The organism is Bradyrhizobium sp. SZCCHNS1050, from assembly GCF_032484785.1.
In the GTDB taxonomy this organism is placed as follows: Bacteria; Pseudomonadota; Alphaproteobacteria; order Rhizobiales; family Xanthobacteraceae; genus Bradyrhizobium.
The window spans coordinates 179,503-205,759 of the sequence record NZ_JAUETR010000004.1 but is presented as its reverse complement, the minus strand read 5'-3'; the positions used below and the strand labels follow the sequence as shown (position 1 = coordinate 205,759).

The 26,257-nt window shown below is 66.0% G+C and carries 17 protein-coding genes and 1 pseudogene; 15 read left to right on the top strand and 3 right to left on the bottom strand.

The genetic code is table 11. The annotated features are described in order from the left end of the window. The 4 genes and pseudogenes from QX094_RS34485 to QX094_RS34470 all read left to right on the top strand — a co-directional run. Window positions 1–624, top strand: a pseudogene (locus QX094_RS34485) (hypothetical protein); the annotation flags it as partial. Next, window positions 624–3,890, top strand: a complete 3,267-nt coding sequence (locus tag QX094_RS34480) for a hypothetical protein (protein ID WP_315827302.1) — start codon at window positions 624–626, stop codon at window positions 3,888–3,890. The pseudogene QX094_RS34485 and the gene QX094_RS34480, both read left to right, overlap by 1 nt. A 20-nt stretch (window positions 3,891–3,910) precedes the next feature. After that, a complete protein-coding gene (gene hemA / locus QX094_RS34475; protein ID WP_315827292.1) occupies window positions 3,911–5,188 on the top strand; it encodes a 5-aminolevulinate synthase in 1,278 nt (425 codons plus the stop codon). 558 nt (window positions 5,189–5,746) lie between these two features. Next, on the top strand, window positions 5,747–7,603 hold the full coding sequence (locus QX094_RS34470; RefSeq protein ID WP_316188512.1) for a tetratricopeptide repeat-containing glycosyltransferase family protein: 1,857 nt from the start codon (window positions 5,747–5,749) through the stop codon (window positions 7,601–7,603). A gap of 12 nt (window positions 7,604–7,615) precedes the next feature. On the opposite strand, the gene QX094_RS34465 is transcribed toward QX094_RS34470, so the two are convergent. From QX094_RS34465 to QX094_RS34455, 3 genes are read right to left on the bottom strand one after another with little or no spacing between them, the layout of a single operon-like run. Next, entirely contained in the window at window positions 7,616–8,650 is a 1,035-nt protein-coding gene (locus tag QX094_RS34465; RefSeq protein ID WP_316188511.1) for a class II aldolase/adducin family protein, read from the bottom strand. A gap of 14 nt (window positions 8,651–8,664) precedes the next feature. After that, window positions 8,665–9,534, bottom strand: a complete 870-nt coding sequence (locus tag QX094_RS34460; RefSeq protein ID WP_316171460.1) for a TIGR01459 family HAD-type hydrolase — start codon at window positions 9,532–9,534, stop codon at window positions 8,665–8,667. Beyond that, a complete protein-coding gene (locus QX094_RS34455) occupies window positions 9,531–10,805 on the bottom strand; it encodes an FGGY-family carbohydrate kinase (protein ID WP_315827289.1) in 1,275 nt (424 codons plus the stop codon). The genes QX094_RS34460 and QX094_RS34455 overlap by 4 nt, the downstream gene beginning before the upstream one ends. A 180-nt stretch (window positions 10,806–10,985) precedes the next feature. Here QX094_RS34455 and QX094_RS34450 point away from each other — a divergent pair, with 180 nt between their 5' ends. The 11 genes from QX094_RS34450 (at window position 10,986) to QX094_RS34400 (ending at window position 25,274) form a co-directional block, all read left to right on the top strand. Further along, window positions 10,986–11,975, top strand: coding sequence for a sugar-binding transcriptional regulator (locus QX094_RS34450; RefSeq protein WP_315718398.1), 990 nt, complete (start codon window positions 10,986–10,988; stop codon window positions 11,973–11,975). Between the two features lie 38 nt (window positions 11,976–12,013). Continuing rightward, window positions 12,014–13,453: an extracellular solute-binding protein gene (locus QX094_RS34445; protein ID WP_316185677.1), complete on the top strand. Its 1,440-nt coding sequence runs from the start codon at window positions 12,014–12,016 to the stop codon at window positions 13,451–13,453. Between the two features lie 102 nt (window positions 13,454–13,555). Next, the gene (locus QX094_RS34440; RefSeq protein ID WP_410052226.1) at window positions 13,556–14,482 is read left to right on the top strand and encodes a carbohydrate ABC transporter permease; all 927 of its coding nucleotides are present in this window, start codon (window positions 13,556–13,558) and stop codon (window positions 14,480–14,482) included. 11 nt (window positions 14,483–14,493) lie between these two features. Further along, window positions 14,494–15,351 carry a carbohydrate ABC transporter permease gene (locus QX094_RS34435; protein ID WP_315718345.1) on the top strand — a complete coding sequence of 286 codons (858 nt, stop codon included), beginning with the start codon at window positions 14,494–14,496 and terminating at the stop codon, window positions 15,349–15,351. 6 nt (window positions 15,352–15,357) lie between these two features. After that, window positions 15,358–16,461: an ABC transporter ATP-binding protein gene (locus QX094_RS34430; RefSeq protein ID WP_315718346.1), complete on the top strand. Its 1,104-nt coding sequence runs from the start codon at window positions 15,358–15,360 to the stop codon at window positions 16,459–16,461. A gap of 15 nt (window positions 16,462–16,476) precedes the next feature. Then, window positions 16,477–17,586 carry an ABC transporter ATP-binding protein gene (locus QX094_RS34425; RefSeq protein ID WP_315718400.1) on the top strand — a complete coding sequence of 370 codons (1,110 nt, stop codon included), beginning with the start codon at window positions 16,477–16,479 and terminating at the stop codon, window positions 17,584–17,586. Window positions 17,587–17,588: 2 nt separating this feature from the next. Further along, window positions 17,589–19,169, top strand: coding sequence for an FGGY-family carbohydrate kinase (locus QX094_RS34420; RefSeq protein WP_315718347.1), 1,581 nt, complete (start codon window positions 17,589–17,591; stop codon window positions 19,167–19,169). Beyond that, window positions 19,162–20,202: a 2-hydroxyacid dehydrogenase gene (locus QX094_RS34415; RefSeq protein ID WP_315718348.1), complete on the top strand. Its 1,041-nt coding sequence runs from the start codon at window positions 19,162–19,164 to the stop codon at window positions 20,200–20,202. The genes QX094_RS34420 and QX094_RS34415 overlap by 8 nt, the downstream gene beginning before the upstream one ends. 18 nt (window positions 20,203–20,220) lie before the next feature. After that, window positions 20,221–20,967: a class II aldolase/adducin family protein gene (locus tag QX094_RS34410; protein WP_315827284.1), complete on the top strand. Its 747-nt coding sequence runs from the start codon at window positions 20,221–20,223 to the stop codon at window positions 20,965–20,967. Further along, window positions 20,964–22,472: a glycerol-3-phosphate dehydrogenase gene (locus QX094_RS34405; protein ID WP_316171458.1), complete on the top strand. Its 1,509-nt coding sequence runs from the start codon at window positions 20,964–20,966 to the stop codon at window positions 22,470–22,472. Before QX094_RS34410 ends, QX094_RS34405 begins: the two co-directional genes overlap by 4 nt. A 213-nt stretch (window positions 22,473–22,685) precedes the next feature. After that, complete coding sequence (locus tag QX094_RS34400; protein WP_315753011.1) at window positions 22,686–25,274, top strand: ATP-binding protein; 2,589 nt, start codon at window positions 22,686–22,688, stop codon at window positions 25,272–25,274. Window positions 25,275–26,257 lie beyond the last annotated feature (983 nt).

The window sequence follows — 26,257 nt, the reverse complement described above, 5'->3', positions numbered from 1 at the left end:
ACCTGCCACAAGAGCACGACGACGTTCAGCGGCGCCCGGTTCAGCCACACCGGCACGATGGCGGCCTGCGCGAGCTGTCACAACGGCATGGCCGCGACCGGCAAGCCGCAGAAGCACGTCGCGACCAGCGCGCCATGCGAGAGCTGCCACAAGAACACCGTGTCGTTCTCGGGCGCGCGGATGGATCACACCAGCCTGACTGCGCCGTGCGCCAGCTGTCACAACGGCTCCAATGCCACCGGCAAGTCGCCGAAGCACTTCGTGACCAACGTCCCCTGCGAGAGCTGCCACCGGACGGTGAGCTGGAGCTCGGTCAATTACCGGCATATGTCGGCAAGCTATCCGAACCATAGCGCGGCCATTGGCTGCACCGCCTGCCACAGCGGCAATTCGCAAGCCGTCGTGTTCAAGTTCGCGGCCTACAAGCCCGACTGCGCCGCCTGCCACGCCAGTGATTTCCGCCCGCAGCAGCACGCCAAGCTCGTGAAGCCGGCGCCGATGGACTACACCGTCGCCGAGCTCAAGGACTGCACCGGCGCATGCCATATCTATGCTGACAAATCGCAAACCACCATCATCACCCGCCGCCAGCGGCAGCACCGGGTCAATGGAGGCGGCTGGTGATGCGCGGCTGCTTCGGACAAGCAGCGGCGGCGAGGTCGGCGGGATGGCTGATCAGTCTGCTGGCCGGCCTGCTCGCAATCCTGCTCGACGGAGCCTTTGGCGTTGCACCGGCCCAGCCGGTCATCGATCAGTTCGTCGCCAATGCAACTGCCACGACGATCGGAAACTGCAGCCTTCTGCGGGTCAACTTTCACGTTCGTGTCCGCTACACCGGGCATTTCCCGCTCGACCAGGGCAGCCAGCTCAGCGTCTCGCTGCAATTGGTCGATCGGGACGCAATCATGGCGCGCCGCCTGGTCAGGCGCGAAGGCGTGCGTGTCGACAACGCCCAGGGCTCCGGCATCCAGGACGTCTATCTGACGCTCGATCAGAACAGAGGACCAATCCTCGTCGTCCAGTTTGCCGGCGAGTTCACCTATCAGATCGTCCAATCCGGCAGCTTCGAGCAGGTGGCGATCGTGGTGGCCCGAAAGGGCCCGGTGTCGGCGTGCAAGGTGAAAGCCCTGGTGCCGAGCGTAGCCGCTCCGGATGCGCCGAAACCGGTTGCGATCCCCGGCGCGGCGGCGTCGGTCCGCAACGACAATCGCACGATGCAGCAGGCGTCCGCGGCGGACATCCGGTTTGCGGAGGCCTCGATGGACGAGGCTCGCGCGTCGATCAAGAAAGGCAATTTCAGCGCCGCGATCGATCTCCTGCGAAAGGTGCTGAAACTCCCCGAGAACGGCTCGAGCGCCGAGGCGCAGGAGCTGCTCGGCGTGGCGCGGCAGAAGGCCGGCCAGACCGCTGCCGCGCAGGCGGAGTATGAAGACTATCTGCGCCGCTATCCGAGCGGCGAGGGCGCCGAGCGGGTGAGGCAGCGGCTCGCTGCGCTTCTCACCGCGACCAGCAGTGCACCGGCGCGGCCGCGCGACATGTCTTCTGTCACGCCCGAGGGCGGAGACATGGGGACAGGCATGCCGACCAAGGCGGCAGGGCCGAACGGCGACACCCGCTGGTCGATGTCGGGCAGCCTCTCGACCACCTTCATCACGAACGACACGACCAGCGCCGTCAAGGACAGGGCGATTGCGCCGAACCCGAATGCGGATCCCGACGCGCACCGGGTGCATCAGAACACGCTGCTGACCAATTTCGACTTTCTCGGCACCGCCGACAACGATCGCATCAGGACCAAGTTCAGGCTGGCGTTCACCCATGAGCGCCAGTTCGATACCGGAAACGACAAATACGGCGTCTCGACCGCCCAGGTTGACTACACGCTGAAGGAGGCCGACGTGACGCTGCGCGTCGGACGGCAGTCCCGCAACACAGGCGGCGTGATCGGCCGCTTCGACGGCGCGGTGCTGAGCTGGCAGAAGAGCCCCGGGCTGCGCCTGAACGTGCTCGCGGGCTCGCCGAACTGGAGCCGTTTCGACGCACCGTTCAAGGATGGCAAGACGCTCTATGGCGCGAGCATCGATTTCGGCAAGATCCTCGGCGGCCTCGAGACCACGGTCTATCTGATCACGCAATACGACCGCAACATCGTCGACCGCCAGGCCATCGGAGCCGAATTCCGCTATTTCGACACCAACAAGTCGCTGCTCGGCCTGATCGACTACGACACGCATTTCCGCGCGCTCAATGCCGCCGTGTTCTCGGGAACCTATACGTTCGAGGACAAGTCGGTCGTCAACGCCTCGTTCGATTATCGAAGGGTGCCATTTCTCTCGACGTGGAATGCGCTGCAGGGGCAGCCGTTCCTCACGCTCTACGACATGATGAAGTTCAATACGGCCGGCGAGATCAGGCAGCTCGCGATCGACCGCACGCCGACGTTCCAGTCGGCGATGGTGAGCTATTCGCGGCCCCTGAACGAGACCTGGCAGGTCGCGGCCGATGCCACGGTGACCAATCTGACCGGCACGCTGCCCTCCGGGGGCGTCGACGGCACGCCGGCGAGCGGCCTCGAATATTATCTGTCGGCTCAACTGACCGGGAACGGCATCATCAAGCCGGGCGATCTGTTCATGGGCGCGCTGCGGTACGCGAGCCTGGCGGATTCGAAGTTCTACGTGCTCGATCTCGCCACGCGCTATCCGATCACGCCCGATCTCGCCATCAGCCCGCGGCTGCGGGCGGGGTACAGGTCCGGGACGAAGACCGACTTGAAGGAGTACACGATTCTGCCGTCGCTGCTGGTCAGCTATCTCTGGTCGAAGGAGATCAGCCTGGAAACGGAGATCGGCTACCGGTTCGTCGACAGCACGCTGGCCAACGTCAAGACGACGACCAAGGACTTGTTCGCGACGGTCACGTTGCGGCGCGATTTCAACGCCGACGGTGTCACGAAGTGCAACGCCTCGATTGTCAGTTGCGCCTGGGCCAGGCCTGCGGCGCTGCAGGGCGGCCAGGGGGCGGGCTCGGGCGATATGCCGCTGCGGTCGCGCGCGTCGATCCTGCCGTCCTACATGCTGGAGACCGGAGTGCGCTACTGGTTCAGCTCCGGGCAGAATCGATACCGCTATTTCGCCGATCAGGCTGCGACGCTTCAGGTCTCCCGGCTCGCCTATGGCGGCATGACCGGGCACAGCGGCGAGATGTTCTTCAGGGTCGATGCGCTCGACGGCCCGTTCACCAACATGTTTCTGAAGGGCTATTTCGGAGCGGGCAAGATCAGCTCGGGCACGCTCGTCGACGAGGACTTTGCGCCCTTCGTCAATCCGTCGTCCAAGACCGTCAGCAGCGTGGGCGGGCGGCTGCAATACGCAAATCTCGATGTCGGTTTCAACCTGCTGGAGACGGACCGCTTCCGGCTCGGCGCCTTCGTCGGCTATCAATATTGGACAGAAACGGTCGACGCGCGGGGCTGCACCCAGGTGGGTGGCAATCCGACGATCTGCAGTCCGGCGCTTGGGGCAGGCGTGAAGGTTGTGACCGAGCAGGATCGCTGGCATAGCGGACGGGCCGGTGTCTCACTCGACACGCGGCTGTCGGACCGGCTGAGCTGGCAGGCGGAGGCCGCCTATGTCTGGACTTCGCAGAATGCGATCGACACGCACTATTTCACCTTCGGGCGCGATCCCGCCTCGGGACAAGGATCCGGATTCCAGGCCGAGACCGTGCTGAACTACCAGTTGACCGACAATTTCCGCATCGGCATCGGTGGGCGCTGGTGGCATCTCAGCACCAATGCGGTCGATTCGTTCAATCAGGTGCTGCGATATACGACGGAGCGTTATGGCGTGTTTCTCCAGGGCTCCTACCAGTTCAATCGGGCAAGATAGTCTGCTGGAGTCGTCCAATCATGAACTACCAGATGCGGCCGTTCGGCCTTCTCCCTGAATATGACGCGATGTTCCGCGGTGCATTGGATCGACTGCATCAGGAACGGCGCTACCGTGTCTTTGCGGACCTCGAACGCCTGGCGGGGCGCTATCCGTATGCGATCTGGCATTCGGAGGAAGGCAAGCGTGAGGTCGTGATCTGGTGCTCCAACGACTATCTGGGCATGAGCCAGCACCCGAATGTCATAGGAGCCATGATCGATGCCGCAGCGCGCATGGGCACAGGCGCGGGCGGCACCCGTAACATCGCGGGAACGAACCATCCGCTCGTCGCCCTCGAGCAGGAGCTGGCTGATCTCCACGGCAAGGAAGCCGCGCTGGTGTTTACCTCCGGCTACGTCTCCAACGAGGCGGGGATATCGACGATCGCCAAGCTGCTGCCTGGGTGTTTGCTGCTTTCCGACGAGCTGAACCACAACTCCATGATCGAGGGGGTTCGCAAGGCCGGTGCTGAGAAGCAGATCTGGCAGCACAATGATCCTGAGCATCTCGAACGGCTGCTGCGGGCGGCAGATCCCGAAAGGCCCAAGCTCATCGTGTGCGAGAGCCTGTACTCGATGGACGGGGATGTCGCGCCTCTGCATCGAATTTGTGACTTGGCCGAGCGCTACGGCGCTCTGACCTATGTCGACGAGGTGCACGCGGTCGGGATGTATGGCCCGCGCGGCGGCGGCATAGCTGAGCGCGACGGGGTCATGGAAAGGATCGACATTGTTGAGGGTACGCTGGCAAAGGCCTATGGCTGTCTCGGCGGCTATCTTGCGGCTGGGGCGAACCTGATCGATGCGGTGCGCTCCTACGCCCCCGGTTTCATCTTCACGACGGCATTGCCGCCTCCGGTCTGCGCAGCCGCGACCGCTGCAATCCGGCATCTGAAAGCCTCGACAGCGGAGCGCGTCCGGCATCAGGATCGCGCAGCGCGATTAAAGTCGGTCCTGACGGCAGCAGACCTGCCGGTGATGCCGAGCGAGAGCCATATCGTGCCGGTGCATGTCGGCGATCCCGAGAAGTGCAGGGCGGCTTCGGACCTGCTGATGTCGGAGCATGGCATCTACATCCAGCCGATCAATTACCCCACTGTCCGGCGAGGACTGGAACGCCTGCGTCTTACCCCGACGCCCTATCACGACGACGCGCTCATGGACCAACTGGTCCATGCGATGATGAAGGTGTGGGACAGACTCCATCTCTGTTACCGCCGGGAGAGCGGTCTCACGCGTGGGCATGAAGCGCCATAGCGCTGCCGGCGAAAGATTGGATCAGAAATCGGCGTCCGGCCGGTGTGCGGAAAGGCGGTCGTGCTTCAGCCACTGAACGAACGCACGTGTTCTCCCTCTCCGAGCGCACCATCCAACCTCTCCCTCCTTTCCAGTCCGTTTCCGATCTGTGTGCGGATGGCCGTGTCCAGCGACGAGCCCGAGCTGTCCGACGGCCCATGTCAGGCATCCGGCCGGATCAGCGCCAGGCCCGAGTCCGGATCGTGAAACTTGCGCAGATGCGCCGGCGTTTCGCTGATGATGATCTCGAGGGTCGGGCGGATGGCCCGACCTCATATAGGCGTAACCACCGAAGAAGTCCTCACCCTTGTCCTGCACGCCGATTTGATCGTGCCCGCGATGGTTGCGCTGAATTTGACTTCCACGAAGTGGTCATCGGATCGTTGTCTTCCGCGCTCTTATGCTAGGGAATGCAGCCAGAATCGGAGCGGCCCTCACCACAGCCGGAGATAGAATTGCGGCTGTCAGCCTGAATGAGAATCAACTACTTTAACGACGCAACCTGGACCATATGCAGCAATGAACCGTCGCGAGCGCCGAGCTTCACCCGCTAAAGTGAAGCTCCAACCTGTCAAGCCCGATGGTGCCGCGCTCTTCTATGACGCTGCTTTGCGCGATGTCGCCGATGGCCGACATGCGGATGCCGAACGGTGTTGCCATATGGCGCTTGCGATCGACGGAGGGCATGCGCCGACCCTCAACTTGCTGGGCATCCTTGCCCTGCAGGGGCAGCAGTATGAAGCTGCATTGCAGTGGGTATCCCGCGCGCTCCAGCAGGATGTTCAGCCGCAGTACTTCCTGAGTCTTGGCACGGTGCTGCAGGTCTTGGGACGCTCGGATGAGGTGCTGAAGGTCGTCGACAAGGCGACGGCGCTCGGTCTCGAAAGCGCCGATCTGTGGATGCTGAGGGGGAATGCCCTCGTCAACCTGCAGCAGCTCGCCGACGCCGTGTCGAGCTTCCAACGTGTGCTGGAGCTGAATTCCAGGCATTGGGATGCCGCCAACCAGTGCGGCATCACGCTTCAACGGCTGGGGCGGATCGACGACGCGCTTACCTATCTCGATCTGAGCGACGTCTTGCGGCCCAACCATGTCCCGACACTCTTGATGCGTGGCGCGCTTCTGAACGGCTTGAAGCGCTTCGACGAGGCCCTGACGATCTGCCAGCGAGCTCACGCCATCGAACCGGAAAACTCCGACATCTGCGTCAAGACCGGCATCGTGTTGCGGACGATGTGCCGAGACGAGGACGCGTTGGAATGGTTCGAGCGAGCCCTGGCTCTGCAGCCGGGTTCAAGGGATGCGCTGCACGACAAGGCCTCCGTGCTGACGAAGCTCCGTCGGTTCGACGAGGCGTTCGAGATCTACAGGCAGTTGAAGGGGGCCGATCCGAGAGACGCGCTGGCCGATCTTGGAACGGCTCATTTGAACCTGTTGTTGGGAAATCTCGACGCGGGCTGGTCTGGCCGGGAGGCCCGTTGGAGCCTGCCGAGCTCTTATCCGCGCTTCCGGCGACCCATGTGGCTCGGCCAGGATGGCATCGCGGGACAAACCATCGTCATCGCCGCCGATGAAGGACTGGGCGATACGATCCAGTTTGTCCGCTACGTGCCGATGGTCGCAGCGTTGGGCGCGCGCGTCATCCTTGCCGTTCAAAAGCCGTTGCTTCCACTGTTGTCGAACATGCCAGGCATTTCGCAATGTATTCCGGTCTCGGAGGCCGCCGACCTTGCGGGGGTGGATGTCCATTGTCCGATCATGAGCCTGCCGTTTGCCTTTCGGACGACACTGGCCACGATTCCAGCGCCGGTGTCCTATTTGCAGGCGCCTGATCCGGATCGGATCCAACTCTGGCAGGAGCGCCTTGGCACGCCCGAGAAATTGCGCGTCGGCCTGGTCTGGTCAGGCAACCCCAATCATCTCGACGACCACAATCGCTCCATCCCGTTGCGCACGTTGTCCCGCCTGCTCGGCGCGGATGCGGCGTTTGTCAGCCTGCAGAAGGAGCCCAAGGCCGAAGACAAGGCCGTTCTCCAGGAGACGAGCGGGATCGTGGACCTGACGGGTCAACTTGCCGATTTCGCCGATACCGCCGCGCTGATCTCATGTCTGGATCTCGTGATCACGGTCGATACCAGTGTCGCTCATCTCTCCGGCGCGCTTGGCTGTCCGACCTGGACGCTTCTGTCGTACACGCCGGACTATCGCTGGCTGCTCGATCGGGACGACAGCGTCTGGTATCCGCGCATGCGCCTGTTCCGTCAGCGCGAAAGGCGCGATTGGGGCGAAGTCATCGATCAGGTCGGAGATGCGCTTCACGAACTGGTTGGGGCGAGGGCGCCGTCCCCGCCGGTCTCGAGCGATGCGATCGCCTGATCCGTCGCCGCTTCAATTCGACGGCTGGCGGCTTGCCGTCAGCTGCTGCCGGTAGCGTTCGGCGTCCCAGTTGAGCAGCAACTGCTCGTGCTGAGACGAGAGATAGCCGATATCGGCCGATAACGGCAGGCGGCTGGTCACGAGCGCGAGGCAGCTCAGCATGGCCTCGGCGCCCGGGCTGGCGTCGCTGCGGATGAGGGCGCCGAGACCCGGCGCGAGGGCCGCGACGGGCGCGGGCAGGCGGCTCGCGTCCGCCCGTGCGAGCAGCGTGGCGAGGCCGCCGGCGCTCTCGATCGTCGGCAGGCCCGGGCCGAGAAACACGACGTGGTCCGGATACAACGAGCCGCCGGTCGCGATGGCGCGGCTGAACGGATCGGTGGCGATGCCGTGGCTACCGGCATCGTGCGGCAGGCGATAGGCGGTGCCGGCGCACAGACGGCGCAAGGCCGCGGCGTCGGCAGCGGGCGCCGGGCGCACCGGCAGCGCCAGCCTGCGCTCGACGTCATGGACCAGCGCCTCGGCCTGATCGCAGCTTTCGGCACCGACGACGAGGCCGTGATTGCCGAGGATCAGCACGTCGATGCGGTCGCGCGCGACGATGGTGCTTACTGCGCGCGCCAGCGGCAGTCCGGGATGAAAGTAGTCGAGATGGCGCCAGGCGAGCCCATCCAGCCGCGCTGCAAATTCATCGCGCGCATCGCGCCGCGCCGCCCAGGCGATGGTGTTGACGGCATGCACGTGCAGCACGACCCGGTGCGGCAGCAGCGCATGCAGCGCGGTCTCGATCGAGGCGCGCAGGGGGCCGGGAGCGGCCAGCGGAATGCGCTCGTCATCAGCGGCGAGCGCATCGCGCGCCGCAGGCAGGAGAACAGGCACGAAGATGTCCTTCGCGTCGGCGTCGGCAAGCCAGGTGCCGGACGCCTTCACCCACAGCACATCATCCTGCTTGAGCGAGGAGTTGCCGCCGGCGCCTTGCACCAGCTCGATGTTGCGGCCGACCCGCGCCGACATCCGGCGCAAATCATCAAGCTCGGCAGGCTCGCGCATTTCGCGTCTCCTTCTCACCACACCAGGTGCTGCATCGTCCAATTCGGCATGCGGCCGGGCGAAGCTGCGAGCTTGCGCGTTGCCGCAGCGAGGTCGGGCGCACCGGCCAGCGTCGTGCGATGCACGCCATCGCCGAGCAGCAGGCTCTGCAGGCCTGCGGCGCGGGCGCCGGCGACGTCATGGTCGAGTGAGTCGCCGATCATCAGCACGCGGTGCGGGTCCGGATCGCCGAGCTGCTCCAGCGCCGCCGCGAAGATCGGCGCATGCGGCTTGCCGACGAAGCTCACCGGGCCGCCGAGCCACTCATAGGCGCGCGCCAGCGTGCCGGGCGCCGGCACGAGGCCAGCCGCACCGAACATCATCAGGTCGGGATTGGCGCAGATCATCGGCACGCCCCGCGCGGCCGCGCCGGTGAATCGATCGCGCCAGAGGTCGGGCTCGGCGAGGTCGTCATCGAGGCCGCCGAGCAGGATGAAGTCGGCGTCACGCATATCCGTCACGAGGACGAGGTCGAGCCCGTCGATCAGCGAGCAATCGCCGCCCCGGGTGATCAGGAAGCAGGCATTGCCACAATCGGTGAAGGGTTCGCGGGTGCGGTCGCGCAGGCCGGTCCAAGTCACCTCGCCCGAGGTGAGAATGCCGTCATAGGTCGAGCGCGACAGGCCGAGCCGGGCGAGGCGCTCGGCATTGGCGCTCGCGCGCTTGCCGGAGTTCGACAGCACCAGGATGTGCTTGCCGGCCTCGCGCAGCCTGAGGACGCAGTCATGCGCGGCGGGAAGCACCGTTCTGCCGTCATGCAACGTGCCCCATTGGTCGAGCAGGACGTGATCGAACCGGTCGGCAATGGCGGACAGGCCGCTGATCTCGCACGCCGCCGCCGTCATCGCGGCGGTCCCTGCAGCGCCAGCAGCGCTGTGCCGTAGCTCGCTTCGGTCTGCGCGGCGACGCTGACGGGCACGCCGACGATGCGCCGGCGGATATCGGTCCAGGCATCATTTCGGGCGCCGCCGCCGATGCTGATCACCCGCCGCAGCGCCGGTGCGCCGAGCGCGTGAAGACGCTGATAGGCCAGCGCTTCCACGCCGGCAATTCCTTCGAGCAGCGCCTGGTAGAAGCGATGATCCTCGACCGGCCGCGGCGCGATCCGCGGCGCCAGCGCGGGATCTGCGATCGGAAAACGTTCGCCGGGTTTGGGCAGCGGATAGTAGTCGAGCCCGGTCGGCTCGTCGGGGCGGAGCAACGGTGCCATGCGGTCCATGTCGGCGGCGGTGAAATGCGCAAGCAGTGCGGCGCCACCGGAGTTCGATGCGCCGCCGGCGAGCCATTTGTCGCCGAGGCGATGCGAGTACACGCCCTGATCGGCGGCGAAGATCGGCTGCGTCGCGATCAGCTTCACCACCAGCGTGGTGCCGAGCGATGTCACCGCATCGCCCGGCGCATCGGCGCCGGTGGCGATGAAGGCGGCGACGCCGTCGGTGGTGCCGGCGACGATGCGCGCCGACGGCGACAGACCGAGCGCGCGCGCGGTCGACGGATCGATATCGGCGAATGGCGTGCCCGGCACGAGAACGCTCGGCAGGACGTCGCGAGGAACGCCGAGCTGATCCATCCAGCGCGGCCATTCGCGCCTGACGGGGTCATAGCCAAGCTTCAGGGCGTTGTTCTCATCGCTGACGCCGTGATGGCCGGCGAGGCGTCCGGCGATCCAGTCGGCCTGGTGCACGGCTTGTCGCGCGCCGCTCGTGGAGGCGAGCAGATGCAGCAGCTTGGCGAGCGGGCCGCTCGTGCCATGCGCACCGCTCTCGGGCGGCGCGATTGCGGCGATGCGCCTGGCCTCGTCGACGGCGCGGGCATCATTGTACATCAGGCCGAGCGAGCGGGGCCGCCCGTCGGCGTCGATCAGCAGCAAGGTGCCGGAGGTGCCGTCGACCGCGATGCGCGCGACGGCGCCGAGATCGACGATCCTGCCGAGCTTGTCGAGCGCCGCGACCGTCGCCTGCCACCACAGCTCAGGATCCTGGTCGATGGCGTTGCCGTCCTGACGCGGCGCGACCAGCGGAACGGCGGCTGCGCCCTTGATCTCGCCGCTGATATCGACGGCGCAGGCGCGCACACCGCTCGTGCCCACGTCGATGCCGACAAACAACTCCGTCATCCGACCTCATCCCGTTGTGTGCCGGCGAGCATGGCTGTGCTCGCCCGGCGCGTCATCCCTGACGCGCTGCAGCACGTTTGGGGGATTGACGGCCGGACCGGCGTCTGCAATTTTTTGCAAGGTGTGAAGAATTTTGCAAGCAGGCATTCAGGCGTGACGACAGCTTCCGACAGGACGCCCATGGTGGACGGCGAGGCCTCGCTCGCGACGCGAGCCGCCTGGCTGTATTTCGCGGCCGGGCTGACGCAGTCGGAGGTCGCCGACCGCCTCAACATCCAGAGCACCAAGGCGCATCGCCTGATCGCGCGGGCCAGCCGCGAGGGCATGATCCGTGTCTTCGTCGAGGGTCCCGTCGCCGAATGCGTCGCACTCGAGAACGCGCTGGCCGAACGCTACGGGCTCGACTTCTGCCGTGTTGCGCCGGATCTCGGCGAGGGCGATCTGCCACTGAAGGCGCTCGCGCTGGAGGGTGCGAGCTTCCTGCGCCAGGTGCTGGAGCGCGGCGACGACAAGATCATCGGCGTCGGCCACGGTCGCACGCTTGCGGCGGTGGTGGCGCAACTGCCGCAGACGCCGGCGCGCGACGTGCAGTTCGTGTCGCTGCTCGGCGGCCTGACGCGCAAATTCGCCGCCAACCCGTTCGATGTGATCCATCGCCTGGCCGAGCGCACCGGCGCCGAAGCCTATCTGCTGCCGGTGCCGGTGTTCGCCAACTCCGTCGCCGACCGCCGCGTGCTGATGCAGCAATTCGGCATATCGGACGTGTTCGCGCTGGCGCAGCGGGCGTCGCTGCTGTTCGTCGGCATCGGCCAGATCCATGCCGACGGCTTCCTGGTGTCGAGCGGCATGATCAAGCCGGACGAGGTCGTCGAGCTGAAGCGCGCCGGCGCCTGCGCCGATCTGCTCGGGCATTTCTTCAACGCCCAGGGCGAGCTGCTCGATCTCGATCTTTCGGCGCGCGCCACCTCGATGGCCGCTGCCGATCTGAAGAAACACCGCATCGTCGCCATCGGCGGCGGCGAGGCAAAGATCACGGCCCTGCGCGCGGTGCTGCGCAGCGGCTTCCTGAACGGTCTCATCATCGATGAGGTAACCGCTCAGGCATTGGCGACCGACAAGCCGGAGAAAACATCCGGCAACTCCAAGAACAAGAGTCGGAAGGGCAGGTAACGCGAACACGTCTCTACAAAAAACAAAGGGAGGGTTGAATGTACGATCGTGAGAAGAATCTCTTTGCGGCCTATGCCGGCAAGCGCATCAGCCGGCGTGATCTGCTCGACGGCGCTGCCAAGCTCGGCATCGCCGGTGTCGCCGCCAATGCCGCCTTTGCCTCGGCGATGTCGAAGGCGATGGCCGCTGACTTCAACTGGAAGGCCCATAGCGGCAAGACCGTCAAGCTGCTCTTGAACAAGCATCCTTACGTCGATGCGATGATCGGCGACATCGAGGCGTTCAAGAGCCTCACCGGCATGAACGTCACCTACGACATCTTCCCGGAGGACGTCTATTTCGACAAGGTGACGGCGGCGCTGTCGTCGAAGTCCGATCAGTACGACGCCTTCATGACCGGCGCCTACATGACCTGGACCTACGGTCCGGCCGGCTGGATCGAGGACCTCAACGCCTACATCAAGGATCCGGCCAAGACCAATCCGGCGTTCGCCTGGGACGATGTGCTGCCGGGCCTGCGCTCCTCCACCGCCTGGGACGGCGTCGCCGGCTCCGAGCTCGGCTCCGGCAAGGCCAAGCAGTGGTGCATCCCGTGGGGCTACGAGCTCAACAACATCACCTATAACCGCAAGATCTTCGACAAGGTCGGCGTCAAGCCGCCCACCAATCTCGACGACATGCTGGAGGTCGCGGCCAAGATCACCAAGGACGCTGGCGGCCCCTATGGCGTCGGCGTGCGCGGTTCGCGCTCGTGGGCGACCATCCATCCGGGCTTCCTCTCGGCCTACGCCAATTTCGGCCAGAAGGATTTCGTGATGGAAGGCGGCAAGCTGAAGGCCGCGATGAACACCAAGGCCTCCAAGGACTTCCACGAGAAATGGGTCAGGATGATCCAGGGGTCGGGTCCGAAGAACTGGTCGACCTACACCTGGTATCAGGTCGGCACGGACCTCGGCGCTGGCGCCTCCGGCATGATCTTCGACGCCGACATTCTCGGCTACTTCATGAACGGTGGCGAGAACAAGGAGCGCGGCAATCTCGGCTACGCGCCGTTCGCGGCCAATCCGGCCGCGAAGGCGCCGACGCCGAACGTCTGGATCTGGTCGCTGGCGATGTCGAGCTTTTCCAAGCAGAAGGATGCGGCCTGGACCTTCATGCAGTGGGCGGCCTCCGTCGAGCACGATCTGTTCGGTGCCCGCAAGATGGATTTCGTCAATCCGGTCCGCGCCTCCGTGTGGAAGGACGGCGAATTCCGCGACCGCATCGCCAAGTCCTATCCTGGCTATCTCGAGCAGCATGACCTCTCGGCGCCCGGTGCGAAGATCTACTTCACGGCGCAGCCGCTGTTCTTCGACCTCACGACGGAGTGGGCGGCCTCGCTGCAGAAGATGGTGGCCAAGGAGATCGGCGTCGATGAGGGCCTCGACAAGCTTGCCGAGAGCATCAATCGTCAGCTGAAGCAGGCCGGCCTCGGCTGAGGCCGCGCCGCATCTCCCATGACCGCCTGCCGGCCCGGACGCTCCCCACAAGCGTCCGGGTCGGCCCCATCCCGCGCTGATGTGATCACGCCTGTCATGAGCATGGCCCAACTTGTCGAGACCAAGGCGACGGCGCGCCGCACGAAACGCTGGCGCGGCCGGCTGCTGCCGTATCTGCTGAGCCTGCCGGCGCTGCTGGTCTGCATCGCCATCCTGGTGCCGTTCGTGACCGCTGCGGTCTATTCATTGCAGCGCTACCGGCTCAATCTGCCGTATCTGCGCGGCTTCATCGGCATCGACAACTATATCGACTTCCTGTCCGATCCGGCGTTCTGGAACACGCTGCGCATCTCGCTGGTCTATACCGCGGTGACCGTCATCGCCGAGCTGCTGCTCGGCCTCGGCATCGCGCTGCTGCTGCGGCGGCCGACGCGCTTCCACAATGCCGTGTCGATCATGCTGCTGCTGCCGCTGATGACGGCCCCGGCGATCGCAGCCCTGATGTGGAAGCTGATGACCAATCCGAGCTTCGGCATCCTGTCCTATCTGGTCGGGCTGCTCGGCGTGCACGACTTCAAATGGGCGTCCGATCCGTCGACCGCGCTGTTCACCGTCGTGCTGGTCGACGTCTGGGTCTACACGCCGTTCATCATGATCCTGCTCCTGGCTGGCCTGCGCTCGCTGCCGCGGCAGCCGTTCGAAGCGGCGGCGCTCGACGGCGTGCCGGCGAGCTTCGTCTTCTTCCGCATCACCCTGCCGATGCTCGCGCCCTACATCATCACCGCCTCGCTGTTCCGGCTGCTCGATTCGATCCAGCAGTTCGACATCGTCTATGCGATGACGCAAGGCGGCCCCGGCGACCGGCTGATGGTGTTCCAGGTCCAGGCCTATCTCGAGTTCTTCCAGTACACCAATGTCGGACGCTCGGCGGCGCTGCTGATGATCCTGTGGCTGATCACCAACATCCTGTCCAACATCTTCATAAAGAACTGGCTCCGGTTGCGCGAACGCGCCCACGGCCACGCCTGAGGAGAGAGGTCATGGATCACTCCAGTCTGGCAGGGCGCATCTTCCGCGGCATCGCGCTGGCGTTGGTGCTTCTGTTCTTCATGTTTCCGATCGTCTGGATCCTCCTGATGTCGTTCCAGACCAATGAGCAGATCCTGCGCATCCCGCCGCGCATCCTGTTCGAGCCGACGTTCGCCAATTATGAGGCGCTGATCTCGGGCCAGCTCAAGACCGCCGCCGGCAATCTGCAGCTCACCTTCATGCGCAATCTGATGAACAGCTTCGTGCTGTCGAGCGCGTCGGTGATCCTGGCGCTGCTGCTCGGCGTCCCCGCGGCCTATGCGTTCGCGCGCTTCAAGTTCCGGCTCGGCGAGACCATCGCCTTCACGCTGCTGTCGTTCCGCTTCGCGCCGCCGCTCCTGGTGCTGCTTCCGCTGTCGCTGTACTACCAGCAGCTTGGCCTCAACGACACCTATTTTGGCATCGTCTGGGTCTACCAGCTGATCGCGCTGCCGCTGATCCTGTGGATCGTGCGCGGCTATTTCGAGGACATCAGTCCCGACATCGAGCACGCCTACCGGCTCGCGGGGCATTCCTGGCGCGAGGCGTTCACCCGCATTGCCGTGCCGCTGGCCGGGCCCGGCATCGCCGCGGCGGGCCTGCTGTCCTTCATCTTCTGCTGGAACAACTTCGTCTTTGCGCTGATCCTGGCCTCGGCCGACAAGCAGCCGGTAACGGTCGGCGCATTGGCCTTCGTGACGGCGTCCGGTATCCAATACGGCCAGATCGCCGCCGCGATCGTGCTGTCGGTCACCCCGACATTGCTGCTCGCGCTCTATGCGCAGCGCTATCTGGTCGAAGGTCTCTCGCTCGGTGCAGTGAAGGGTTGAGGATACATGGCGCGTCTCGAACTCCAATCGGTCGACAAGAGCTTCGGCGCGGCAAGCTGCGCCAAGGGCGTGTCGCTGACGGTCGAGCCCGGCGAGATCGTCGCGGTGTTCGGCCCGTCCGGCAGCGGCAAGACCGTGCTGCTGCGGATGATTGCCGGCATGTTCGAGCCTGACGGCGGCGACATCCTGGTCGGCGGCCGCTCGATCGTCGACGCGCCGCCGGAGCAGCGCGGCATCGGCATGGCGTTCCAGAATTTTGCCCTGTTTCCGCACATGAGCGCGCGCGACAACATCGCCAGCGGGCTGCGCGCGACGGGCGCGGCCGACATTGCGGCCAAGGTTGCGGCAATGAGCCGGCTGTTGAAGATCGAGCACGTGCTCGGCCACAAGCCTCGTGAACTGTCCAACGGCCAGAAGCAGCGCACCGCGCTGGCGCGCGCGCTGATCGGCAATCCCGGGGTGCTGTTGCTCGACGATCCCTTGCGCAACGTCGATGCCAAGCTGCGCTATGAGATGCGGTTGGAGCTGCCGAGCCTGCTGCGCAGGAGCTCTGCGGCGGTGCTCTACGTGACGCAGGATTATCGTGAGGCGATGGCAATCGCCGATCGCATTGCCGTGCTGATCAATGGCCGCCTGGTGCAGGTGGCGCGTCCGGAGGAGATCTATGCGAGGCCGGCGTCGGTCGCCGTGGCCCGGCTGTTCGGCGATCCCAGCATCAATCTTGCCGAGGTCACGCCGGTGGCGGAGCAGGGGCGGCTGACCGCATCTGTTGCCGGGACGCTGATCCGGCTCGATGCGGACGGCGTGCCGTCCAATATGCGTGAGCGTTGCTGGCTTGGCGTCCGGCCCGACGATGTCGTGGTGACGCGTGATGGCGGCGAGGGTGTGATCCCGGCGCGGATCGTCGCGGTCACGCCGATCCACGAGCGCGCCGTGGTGCTGCTGCGCTTCGCCGACGGATCCGAGTGGCTGGCGGCGCAGGCGCCCGAGGCGCTGGAGGCGCATGCCGACGAGGACGTGTTCGTGCGGTTCGCGCCGGAAGCGGCGCTGCTGTTCGACCACGCCACGGGCGAGCGCATCGGCCTAGCGCCGCGGCGGCAGGCGGCGTGAGGATCGGGGATGGGCATGCTCGAAATCCGCAACGTCGACAAGGTCTATCACAGCCGGGGCAAGCCGCCGGTTCATGCCGTGCGCGCGCTCGATATGGAGGTGAAGGCCGGCGAGATCGTCGCGCTGCTCGGCTCTTCCGGCTGCGGCAAGACCTCGACGCTGCGCATGATCGCCGGCTTCGAGAGCGTCAGTTCAGGGTCGATCGCGCTGGCGCAGCGGACGATCCATGATCTGGCGCCGGCGAAGCGCAAGGTGGCGATGGCGTTCGAAGGCTATTCGTTGTACCCGCCGCTCACGGTGCGTGAGAACATTGCGTTCGCGCTGAAGGCGCGGCAATTGTCGCGCGCCGAGATCGCGCAACGCGTTGTCAGCATTGCCCGCCTGGTGGAGATCGAGGACATTCTCGATCATCATCCCCACGCGCTTTCCGGCGGACAGCAGCAGCGGGTGTCGCTGGCCCGAGCGCTGGTGCGTGATGCCGACCTCTATCTGCTCGACGAGCCGATGGGTCAACTGGAGCCGCAGCTGCGTGCCGTGCTGCGCGGCCGCATCAAGGGTCTGCTCGCCGAGCGCGGCATGACGGCGATCTTCGTCACCCATGACCAGACCGAGGCGAGCGCACTTGCCGATCGCATCGCCGTCATGGAAGACGGCGTGCTTCAGCAGTTCGCCAGCGAGCGGGAGCTGAAGAACCGCCCGGCCAATCTGTTCGTCGCGAGCTTCATTGGCGAGCCGCCGATGAACCTGATGGAGGCTGTGGTGACGCAGGAGGAAGGCGGGTTCCGCCTGTCTGTGGGCTCCGATGTTGCCTTTCACATCCCCGGGCAGACGTTGGACGCGGCGGGACAGCAGACGCTGGTGCGGGCCGATCGGATCAAGGTCGGCATCCGGCCGCAGCGGATCGCGATCGGCAGCGGCGAGGCGCGGCTGCGCGTGGTCTCCAACCAGTGGCTCGGCGATCAGTCGCATATTGCGGGCGAGTGCGCCGGTCATCTGCTGGTCGGCGTGACATCCAGCAAGGTCGCGGCGCGACCGGGCGACGTCGTGCCCTGCGCGCTGGAGTCACGCCATCTCCATATTTTCGGCGCCGACGGCGTTTGCGTCCGCCACGCGGAGGCGCGCTGAACATGACCTCGGCTGCGATCCGCAACGTGATCATCGGTATCGACGCCGGGACCTCGGTGATCAAGGCGGTGGCGTTTGCGCGGGATGGACGGCAGCTCGGGGATTTCGCGATTCCCAACAGCTACGCGACGTTGCCGGGCGGCCGCGTCGAGCAGGACATGGCGCGGACCTGGACCGACACCGTCGCGGCCTTGCGCGGCCTGGGCGGCACGCTGCCGGATCTGTCCCGTCGCGTCGCCGCGATCGCCGTGACCGGGCAGGGCGACGGCACCTGGCTGATCGATGCGGACGGCCATCCCGTCGCGCCCGCGCTGCTGTGGCTCGACTCGCGCGCGGCAGGGTTCGTCGAAGCCTTCCGCGGTGGCGAGCGCAATGCCGCGCACTATCAGCGCACCGGATCGGGGCTCAACGCTTGCCAGCAGGGGGCGCAACTGGCCTGGCTGCAGGCGCATGACGCAGAGATGCTGGGACGCGCGGGTACGGCGTTCCACTGCAAGGACTGGCTCTACTTCAAGCTGACCGGTGAGCGGGCCACGGACCCGTCCGAGGCGACGTTCTCCTGCGGCGACTTTCGCAAGCGCGGCTTCGACGGCGAGGCGGCGCGTCTCATCGGCATCGCTGGTTCCGCGCGCCTGTTTCCAGATGTCGTCGATGGTGTCACGACGACGCATGGCTTGACTGCGGCGGCCGCGGCGGAGACGGGCTTGCCCGAGGGCGTGCCGGTGTCGCTCGGCTATGTCGACGTGATCTGCAATGCGCTCGGTGGCGGGCTGTATGATCCCACGCCCGACGTCGGCTGCACCATCATCGGCTCGACCGGCATGCACATGCGGCTGGCGAACAGCGCCGACGCGGTCAAGCTGAATGCCGAGGCGACCGGCTATACGATGCCGTTCCCGGTGCCGGACCACTATGCCCAGATGCAGTCGACCATGGCTGCGACCTTGAACATCGACTGGTTGCTCGATGTCGCGCGAGGCGTGCTCGCCATGGAAGGCATCGCCCGGTCGCGCAATGATCTGATCCGGCGGCTGGACGAGCGCGTGCTCGCGGCGAAGGCGGGCGAGCTGCTTTATCACCCTTTCATCTCCGATGCTGGCGAGCGCGGACCATTCGTGTCCCACGAGGCGTCTGCGCAACTGGTCGGCCTGCGCACCCGTCACGGCTACTGGGATCTGATGCGCGCCGTGATGGAGGGACTGGCCTTCGCCGCACGCGACTGCTACGCGGCGATGGGACCGCTGCCGACGGAAATTCGCCTGACCGGAGGCGCGGCACGCAGCCGCGCGCTCGGCGCAATTCTTGGCGCGGCACTCGGCAGCACGATTCGAGTCTGCCGTCGCGAGGAAGCCGGCGCGTCGGGGGCGGCGATGATCGCCACGGTCGCGACCGGACTCTACCCGGACATGATGATCTGCGCGGAGGAATGGGTGAGACCGTATCTGGATGAGCCGCAGGCGCCGGATGCGGCGCTGGCGGAGCGCTATGCGCAGCTGTTCCCGGCCTATGTCGAGGCTCGCCTCGCGGCGCGGCCGGTGTGGAAGCAGCTTGCGGCCCAGCGTGCAGGAGCCAATCATGTCTAGCTCCATCGCCATCATCGGCGACCGCTTCATGCTGCCCTCGGTGTTCGCCGAACGCATCACCGCCATCTGCGGCGACGGCGTCGACATCCGCATGCTCGAACAGCCCTGGCCGGACGAGCCGATGGAGCATGGCTATGCCGGCTCCAAGCTCGATGGTCTCAAGGAGTTCATGGGCGATCCGGATGAGCTCGCCGAATTCATCGGCGAAGCGCCGCTGCTGGTGACGCATCTCGCGCCGATCTCGCGCGCGATGCTGCAGCGGCTGCCAAGGCTCAAGTTCATCGCGGTGTCGCGCGGCGGTCCGGTCAATGTCGACATGCAGGCGGCGCGCGATCATGGCGTGCTGGTCGTCAACACGCCCGGACGAAATGCCAGCGCGGTGGCGGAGTTCACCATCGGCGCGATGCTCGCGGAGACCCGTCTGATCAGGAGCGGTCACGAGTCGATGCGGGGCGGGGAGTGGCGCGGCGATCTTTATCGCGCCGACCGGACCGGACGCGAGCTCGGGGAGATGACCGTCGGCATCGTCGGCTATGGCGCGATCGGCACGCGCGTCGTGAAGCTTCTCAAGGCGTTCGGCTGCAGGATCCTGGTGACCGACCCTTACGTCCAGCTCAGCGCCCAGGACCGCAACGACGGTGTCGAGCACGTCGCGCTTGCCGATCTTCTGGCACGCGCCGACGTCATCAGCCTGCATGCCCGCGTGACGCCGGAGACCACCGGCTTCATCGATCGCGAGGCGCTGGCGAAGATCAAGCCGGGGGCGATCCTGATCAACACCGCGCGCGGTCCGCTGGTCGACTACAAGGCGCTGTTCGAGGTGCTCAGCTCGGGACGGTTGGCCGGCGCGATGCTCGACACCTTTGCGGTCGAGCCGGTGCCGCCGGACTGGCCGCTGTTGCAGCTCCCGAATGTCACGCTGACGCCGCACATCGCCGGCGCATCCGTGCGCACCGTCACCTTTGCCGCCGACCAGGCGGCCGAAGAGGTTCGCCGCTATCTGGCCGGCGAGCCGCCGCTCAATCCCTGCTGACGACGAAAGGTTTTCGACATGAATCGCGAGGAACGGCTGATCCGCGAGAACATCATCGCCAAATGCCGATGGATGAATGCGTCGGGGCTGAACCAGGGCACTTCGGGCAACATTTCCGCCCGCTACAAGGACCGCATGCTGATCACGCCCTCGGCGACGCCCTATGACTCGATGAAGCCGGAGATGATCGCCTCGATGCCGCTCGAGGGTGAATACGGTTCCTGGGAGGGGCCGTTGAAGCCCTCGACGGAATGGCGCTTTCATCTCGACATCATGCGCGGCCGTCCGGATGTCGGCGGCGTCGTTCACACGCATTCCACCTATGCCACCGTGCTCGCCATCGCGCGCAAGCCGATCCCGGCCTGCCACTACATGATGGCGGCGTTCGGCGGCACCGACATCCGCTGCGCCGGCTATGCGCGGTTCGGCACGGCCGAATTGTCCGAGCTTGCGCTGGAGGCGCTGGAAGGCCGCAACGGCTGCCTGCTGGCCAATCACGGCATGATCGCGGTCGGCGCCAACCTCGACAAGGCGATGTGGCTTGCGGTCGAGCTCGAGACCATCGCGAAGCAGTACTACCTGTCGCTCGCCCTCGGCCAGCCGCACATTCTGGGTGACGCCGAGATCGCCGAGACGGCGCAGGGCTTTTCGACCTATGGCCTGCAGGAGCCGAAGGCGAAAGCGGCAAAGCCGGCCAAGGCTGCGACGAAGGCGCGTGCCGCTGCGCGCAGCAAGCCAGAGAAGAAGCGCAGCAGCAAGCGATGAATGCGACGGTCTCACGCAGCGGAACCGATCACGGTCTGTTGGACCTCGCCGTGATCGGCGGCGGCATCAATGGCGCTGGTATCGCCCGAGATGCCGCCGGCCGCGGCCTGAAGGTGCTGCTGTGCGAGAAGGACGATTTTGCGCAAGGCACCTCGTCGCGATCGGGCAAGCTGATCCATGGCGGCTTGCGCTATCTGGAGTACTACGAATTCCGCCTGGTGCGCGAAGCGCTGATCGAGCGCGAGGTGCTGTTGGCCTCGGCGCCGCACATCATCTGGCCGATGCGCTTCGTGCTGCCGCACTCGCCGGAGCAGCGTCCCGCCTGGCTGGTGCGCACCGGGCTGTTCCTCTACGACCATCTCGGCGGCCGCAAGCAGCTGCCGGCGAGCCGCAACGTCGATCTCGCGCACGAGCCGGAGGGCGCGCCGCTGCGCCCCGAGTTCCGGCGCGGCTTCGAATATTCGGACTGCTGGGTCGACGATGCCCGGCTGGTGATCCTCAATCTCGTCGATGCCGCGCAAAAGGGAGCCATCATCCTGCCGCGCACCCGCGCCGTGAGTGCACGGCGTGAGGGCGATGCCTGGCGTCTGGAGATGCGCTCCGAAGACGGCGAGGTTCAGATCGTCCGAACGAAGGCGCTGGTGAATGCCGCTGGTCCCTGGGTGCAGGACGTGGTGCAGGGTGTCGCCGGGCTCAACTCCGCGCACAATGTGCGGCTCGTAAAGGGCAGCCATCTCGTGGTGCCAAAATTCTGGAGCGGATCGCAGGCCTATCTGCTGCAGAACACCGACCGCCGCGTGATCTTCGTCAATCCCTATGAGACCGACCTGGCGCTGATCGGGACCACCGACATCGTGCATGACGGTCGCGCAGACGACGTCGCTGTCGATGGTGCCGAGATCGACTATCTGCTCGCCGTGCTCAAGCGCTATTTCCGGGCCGCGCCGGGCAAGGGTGATATCATTCACGCCTTCTCCGGGGTGCGGCCGCTCTACGATGACAACGCCGACAATCCGTCGGCGGTGACGCGCGACTACGTGTTCGAGATGCATGGTGCGCCCGGACAGCCGCCGTTGCTGTCGATCTTCGGCGGCAAGATCACGACGTTTCGCCGGCTCGCCGAGCAGGCAATGGAACGTCTCGCGCCGTGGTTTCCGCAGATGGCGCCGGCATGGACGGCGGACGCGCGTCTTCCGGGCGGCGATTTTGGCGTGCCATTCGATCAGTTCCTCGCTGATCTCGCGGGCGCCTATCCGGGATTGCCGCGCGATGTAGTGGCGCACTATGCGCGGCTCTACGGCACCCGCGCGCGCGACCTGCTCGGAGCGTCCCGCAACGTCGGCGATCTCGGCCGCCATTTCGGTGCCTCGTTCTATGAGCGCGAGCTCGTTTTCCTGCGCGAGCAGGAGTGGGCCGTCACGGCCGCCGACGTCCTCGACCGGCGCACCAAGCATGGCCTGCATCTGAGCCGCGCCGAGCGCGAGGCGTTCGAGCACCAGCTTTGATCGCGTCTTGACGCGTCGAGCCCCTCCGCGACCGCCGCAGCGCTTGGCGGGTGCCGATGACACGCCCCGGCAAACCGTGCTATCGAGCGCCCGCGATATGGATCGCGACGCGCCTGGAGACGCGGAATTCGGCACAATCCGGACCTTCGCCGATGCTCCCTGCGCAGATCGATTCGCAATCAAACCGCCCGACGACCTCCTGAATTCGACGCCATGCCGGACCAGATCAAAGCGAGAGCCGACCATCGGCGCGGTCCGCGGCAGGAAGGCATCGTCGACGCCTGGACGAGGTTCGCGTCCGGCTCCTGGATGGACCGGCGCTGGACTCCGTGGATCATCGTGCTGAGTGGCCTCGTGCTGGCGCTGCTGTGTGATGCCTTCGTGGCCCACATGCTTTCCGTCAACTATCGGGAGACCTATCGGACCACCGAGGCCGCCAACGGAGATCTCGCCCGCGCGCTCGAAGAATACATGTTGCGCAACATCCAGGGCGTCGACGTGCTCTTGAACACGACGATCGACAGTCTCAAGCAGGACCCATCGCTGCTCACTGCCGGCAATCCGGCCCTGATCGGCGAGTTGAAGCGCAGGGTGGTGCCGTACCCCGCCGCGGGCGGCATCGTCGTGCTGGATGCGGACGGCAATCTGCTCGGCGACAGCGCCGGCAACGGAGTTCCCGGCCGTGAGAACAATTTCGCCGATCGGGCCTATTACAAGGTCCAGCGCGATGACCCCGGCCGCGGTCTCTTCATCGACGTGCCGGTGGCCTCGCGCGTGAACAGGGGTCGGTTCATCGCGGTCAGCCGCGCCTTGATGATGCCGGACGGACGATTTGCCGGCGTGATCGTCGTGGCGGTGGACTACGAGAATCTGCGGCAGTTCTTCCTGTCGCTGAACGTGGGGCAGCGCGGAACGGTGACGCTCTATCGCGACGACGGCACGATCCTGCTGCGCTCGCCGCATGCCGACGATTTCGCCGGCCGCAACGTCGGGTCCAATCGCCTGTTCAGCCTCTATCTCCCGCAGGCGCCTCACGGCAGCTTCGAGGGCAGCGGCATGACGGACGGGACGTCGCGGAGCATCAGCTATCGGCGCGTCGCCGGCCTGCCGCTGGTGGTGACCGTGGCGCGCGACCCGGTCGAGTATCTGGCCGGCTGGAAGAACAATGCGCTGTACTACAGCGCCATCGCCGCCGGCCTCAATCTGCTGATCGCCGGATTCGGCCTCGTCCTGGCGCGGCAATGGCGGCTGCGCGCGGCCTCCGAGCAGGCGCTGCGCGACAGTTTCGAGCAGCATCTGCTGGTCACGGAGAACGTGCCCGCGCTGATCGTCCAGGTCGGCGCCGATGGTGACATCCGCTATGCCAACCGCGTCGCGCGCGAATGGTATGCGCAGCCGTCCAGCGGGGTCGGTCGCAGCCGGCGGATCGACGACTACATCGACCCCGCGCGGCGAGACGAGGTGAGGCCGAAGATCGAGGCCGCGCTGGCCGGCCGAACCGCGGGCGGTGAGGAGAAGATCGCGTTTCCCGACGGCCGTGAACGCTGGTGCGAGACCATTCGCGTGCCGGATCGCAGCCAGGATGGCACGGTGCGCGGCTATTTCGTGCTGTCGGTCGACATCACCGAGCGCAAGCGCATCGAGGACGAACTGCGTCAGGCGCAGAAGATGGAGGCCATCGGCCAGTTGGCGGGAGGCATCGCGCACGACTCCAACAACATGCTGGCGGCGACGCTCGGCAATCTCGATCTGCTGCTCGACGCGCTCACGCCCGGCGAAAGCTCCCGTCGCAGCATGGTCGAGCGGGCGATCGAGGCGGCGGAGCGGGTCGCCGATCTCAACCGCCGGCTGCTCGCCTTCGCCCGCAAGCAGGCGCTGCAGCCGCAGGTCACCGACGTGAACCAGCTCGTCAACGGCATGACGACCATCCTGCAGCGGACGCTCGGCGAGAACATCGAGATCGAATTGGCGCAGGACCCGATGCTGTGGCACTGCCTGATCGATCCGACGCAATTGCAGAACGCGCTGCTCAATTTGGCGCTCAATGCGCGGGACGCGATGGACGGCGGCGGGCGCCTGACGATCGCGACGACGAATGCCGTGCTCGACCAGCCGCTCGACGACGGCGACGAGCGCATCATGCCCGGGGACTACGTGACGATCGCGGTGTCGGACCTTGGGGCCGGCATGCCGCCCGAGATCGCGCGCCGCGCCTTCGAGCCGTTTTTCACCACCAAGGAATTCGGCAAGGGCAGCGGCCTCGGCCTCAGCATGGTCTATGGCTTTGCGCGGCAATCGGGCGGCACGGTGCTGATCGACAGCCGGGTGGCGGAAGGCACCTGCGTCACGCTGTATCTGCCGAGCGCGGGGCCGGGCGCCACGGGCCGCGCGCGCGCCGGTGCGGCGCGGCTGGCGCGGCCGCAGACCGGCGAGCGGATCCTGGTGGTCGAGGACAATCCGCTGGTCGGCGCGATGGCATCGACCATGCTGACGTCGATGGGCTACAGCCCGGTCGTCGTCACCCATGCGGCAGCCGCGATCGCCGCGCTGGAGCGGTCGGACCCGTTCGCGCTGCTGCTGACCGACATTCTGCTGCCGGATGCCATGACCGGCATCGACCTGGCGCGCGAGGTGCGCCGCCGATGGCCTGAGCTGCCGATCGTCTTCATGTCCGGCTTCGCCGACCCCTCGCTGGTGCCGGAAGATTTCCGCGCGACGAGCAGGCTGCTCGCCAAGCCGTTCCGGCTCGGCCAATTGTCGGAGGCGATCGTCTCGGCCCTGGCCGGCAGGAAGGCGACGTGAGCCCTCAGCGATCATGCGGTGAGCGATCCCGTGTTCGCCCCGATCGACAGCGCCGTCCGGGCAAGTCCTTTCCGCCTCGCGGCGCGCAGGGCGCCCGAGCTGTGCCGGTCGTTTCGCCCTCTCGACGACGAGGGCGCGGGGAATGCCGGGTGCTGGCCGCACCCATGGCCCGCCTGCGAACAAGAATGCAGGCGGCAGGAACCACAGGTTCAGCCGAGACATCCCGGCATTCCCCGCGCGATGGTTTTCCGGCTTATACGTCCTCTCCCCGGGGACCGGCTGTCTTGCCCCCGTCACCCGCGCAACGCGAACGCGTTGTCGCGAGCTTGGCCTCAGCATCGGGAGGCCAGGACCCTACGATTTCGCCGGCGCAACGGCTTCGTTCGTCCGCATGACCTTCGTCATGCTGCGAACCGCCGCGCCCACCGCATCCCACCCCGCGTGCCGTGACGATCGCGATACGCCCCTCGTGCCGAGGCGGGACGGCTGCACTCAATCATGATTTCTGAAAATGAGAAAGCGGAATATTTTCGCCGGACGGACTGGACAGGGGTGATGTGCTTGAGGCGTCTCGTGAAATGAGAATCTCCGCGCATCGACCTTGGCCCATGATTGGGGGCCCAGGGCGTGGGGAGGCAAGGGCCGAGTCGCCCGTCGGGTCGGGACTTGGGCTTGAGACAGTCGTCCATCGGATGATTGCAGCGCTTCGGAGGTCGAGTCCGTCGGTATATCGAGAGACGAGACGGGCGCGTTCTACGTGCGGGTCGATGTCGAGCCGGGCGCTGACAAGGCGCGCATCAGTCGCTTGTGGAAAGAGATCGGCGCACCGGTTGTGGTGCGAACGGTTTCTGGCAGGCTCGTGAGCCACTCGCGATCGTTTGGACCCAATGACAGGTCCCGCGAACGAGCCGGTGCCGACCGGCTTAGTAGCTGTGGTCTTTCGCACCTCCGCTGCTCGGTGGGAGTGGAGAAGCATCAGCCGT

Excerpts from the sequence above, each read along its gene's own strand:
- QX094_RS34480 (WP_315827302.1), top strand. The coding sequence starts at position 624 with ATGCGCGGCTGCTTCGGACAAGCAGCGGCGGCGAGGTCGGCGGGATGG.
- hemA (WP_315827292.1), top strand. The coding sequence starts at position 3,911 with ATGAACTACCAGATGCGGCCGTTCGGCCTTCTCCCTGAATATGACGCG.
- QX094_RS34470 (WP_316188512.1), top strand. The coding sequence starts at position 5,747 with ATGAACCGTCGCGAGCGCCGAGCTTCACCCGCTAAAGTGAAGCTCCAA.
- QX094_RS34465 (WP_316188511.1), bottom strand. The coding sequence starts at position 8,650 with ATGCGCGAGCCTGCCGAGCTTGATGATTTGCGCCGGATGTCGGCGCGG.
- QX094_RS34460 (WP_316171460.1), bottom strand. The coding sequence starts at position 9,534 with ATGACGGCGGCGGCGTGCGAGATCAGCGGCCTGTCCGCCATTGCCGAC.
- QX094_RS34455 (WP_315827289.1), bottom strand. The coding sequence starts at position 10,805 with ATGACGGAGTTGTTTGTCGGCATCGACGTGGGCACGAGCGGTGTGCGC.
- QX094_RS34450 (WP_315718398.1), top strand. The coding sequence starts at position 10,986 with ATGGTGGACGGCGAGGCCTCGCTCGCGACGCGAGCCGCCTGGCTGTAT.
- QX094_RS34445 (WP_316185677.1), top strand. The coding sequence starts at position 12,014 with ATGTACGATCGTGAGAAGAATCTCTTTGCGGCCTATGCCGGCAAGCGC.
- QX094_RS34440 (WP_410052226.1), top strand. The coding sequence starts at position 13,556 with ATGGCCCAACTTGTCGAGACCAAGGCGACGGCGCGCCGCACGAAACGC.
- QX094_RS34435 (WP_315718345.1), top strand. The coding sequence starts at position 14,494 with ATGGATCACTCCAGTCTGGCAGGGCGCATCTTCCGCGGCATCGCGCTG.
- QX094_RS34430 (WP_315718346.1), top strand. The coding sequence starts at position 15,358 with ATGGCGCGTCTCGAACTCCAATCGGTCGACAAGAGCTTCGGCGCGGCA.
- QX094_RS34425 (WP_315718400.1), top strand. The coding sequence starts at position 16,477 with ATGCTCGAAATCCGCAACGTCGACAAGGTCTATCACAGCCGGGGCAAG.
- QX094_RS34420 (WP_315718347.1), top strand. The coding sequence starts at position 17,589 with ATGACCTCGGCTGCGATCCGCAACGTGATCATCGGTATCGACGCCGGG.
- QX094_RS34415 (WP_315718348.1), top strand. The coding sequence starts at position 19,162 with ATGTCTAGCTCCATCGCCATCATCGGCGACCGCTTCATGCTGCCCTCG.
- QX094_RS34410 (WP_315827284.1), top strand. The coding sequence starts at position 20,221 with ATGAATCGCGAGGAACGGCTGATCCGCGAGAACATCATCGCCAAATGC.
- QX094_RS34405 (WP_316171458.1), top strand. The coding sequence starts at position 20,964 with ATGAATGCGACGGTCTCACGCAGCGGAACCGATCACGGTCTGTTGGAC.
- QX094_RS34400 (WP_315753011.1), top strand. The coding sequence starts at position 22,686 with ATGCCGGACCAGATCAAAGCGAGAGCCGACCATCGGCGCGGTCCGCGG.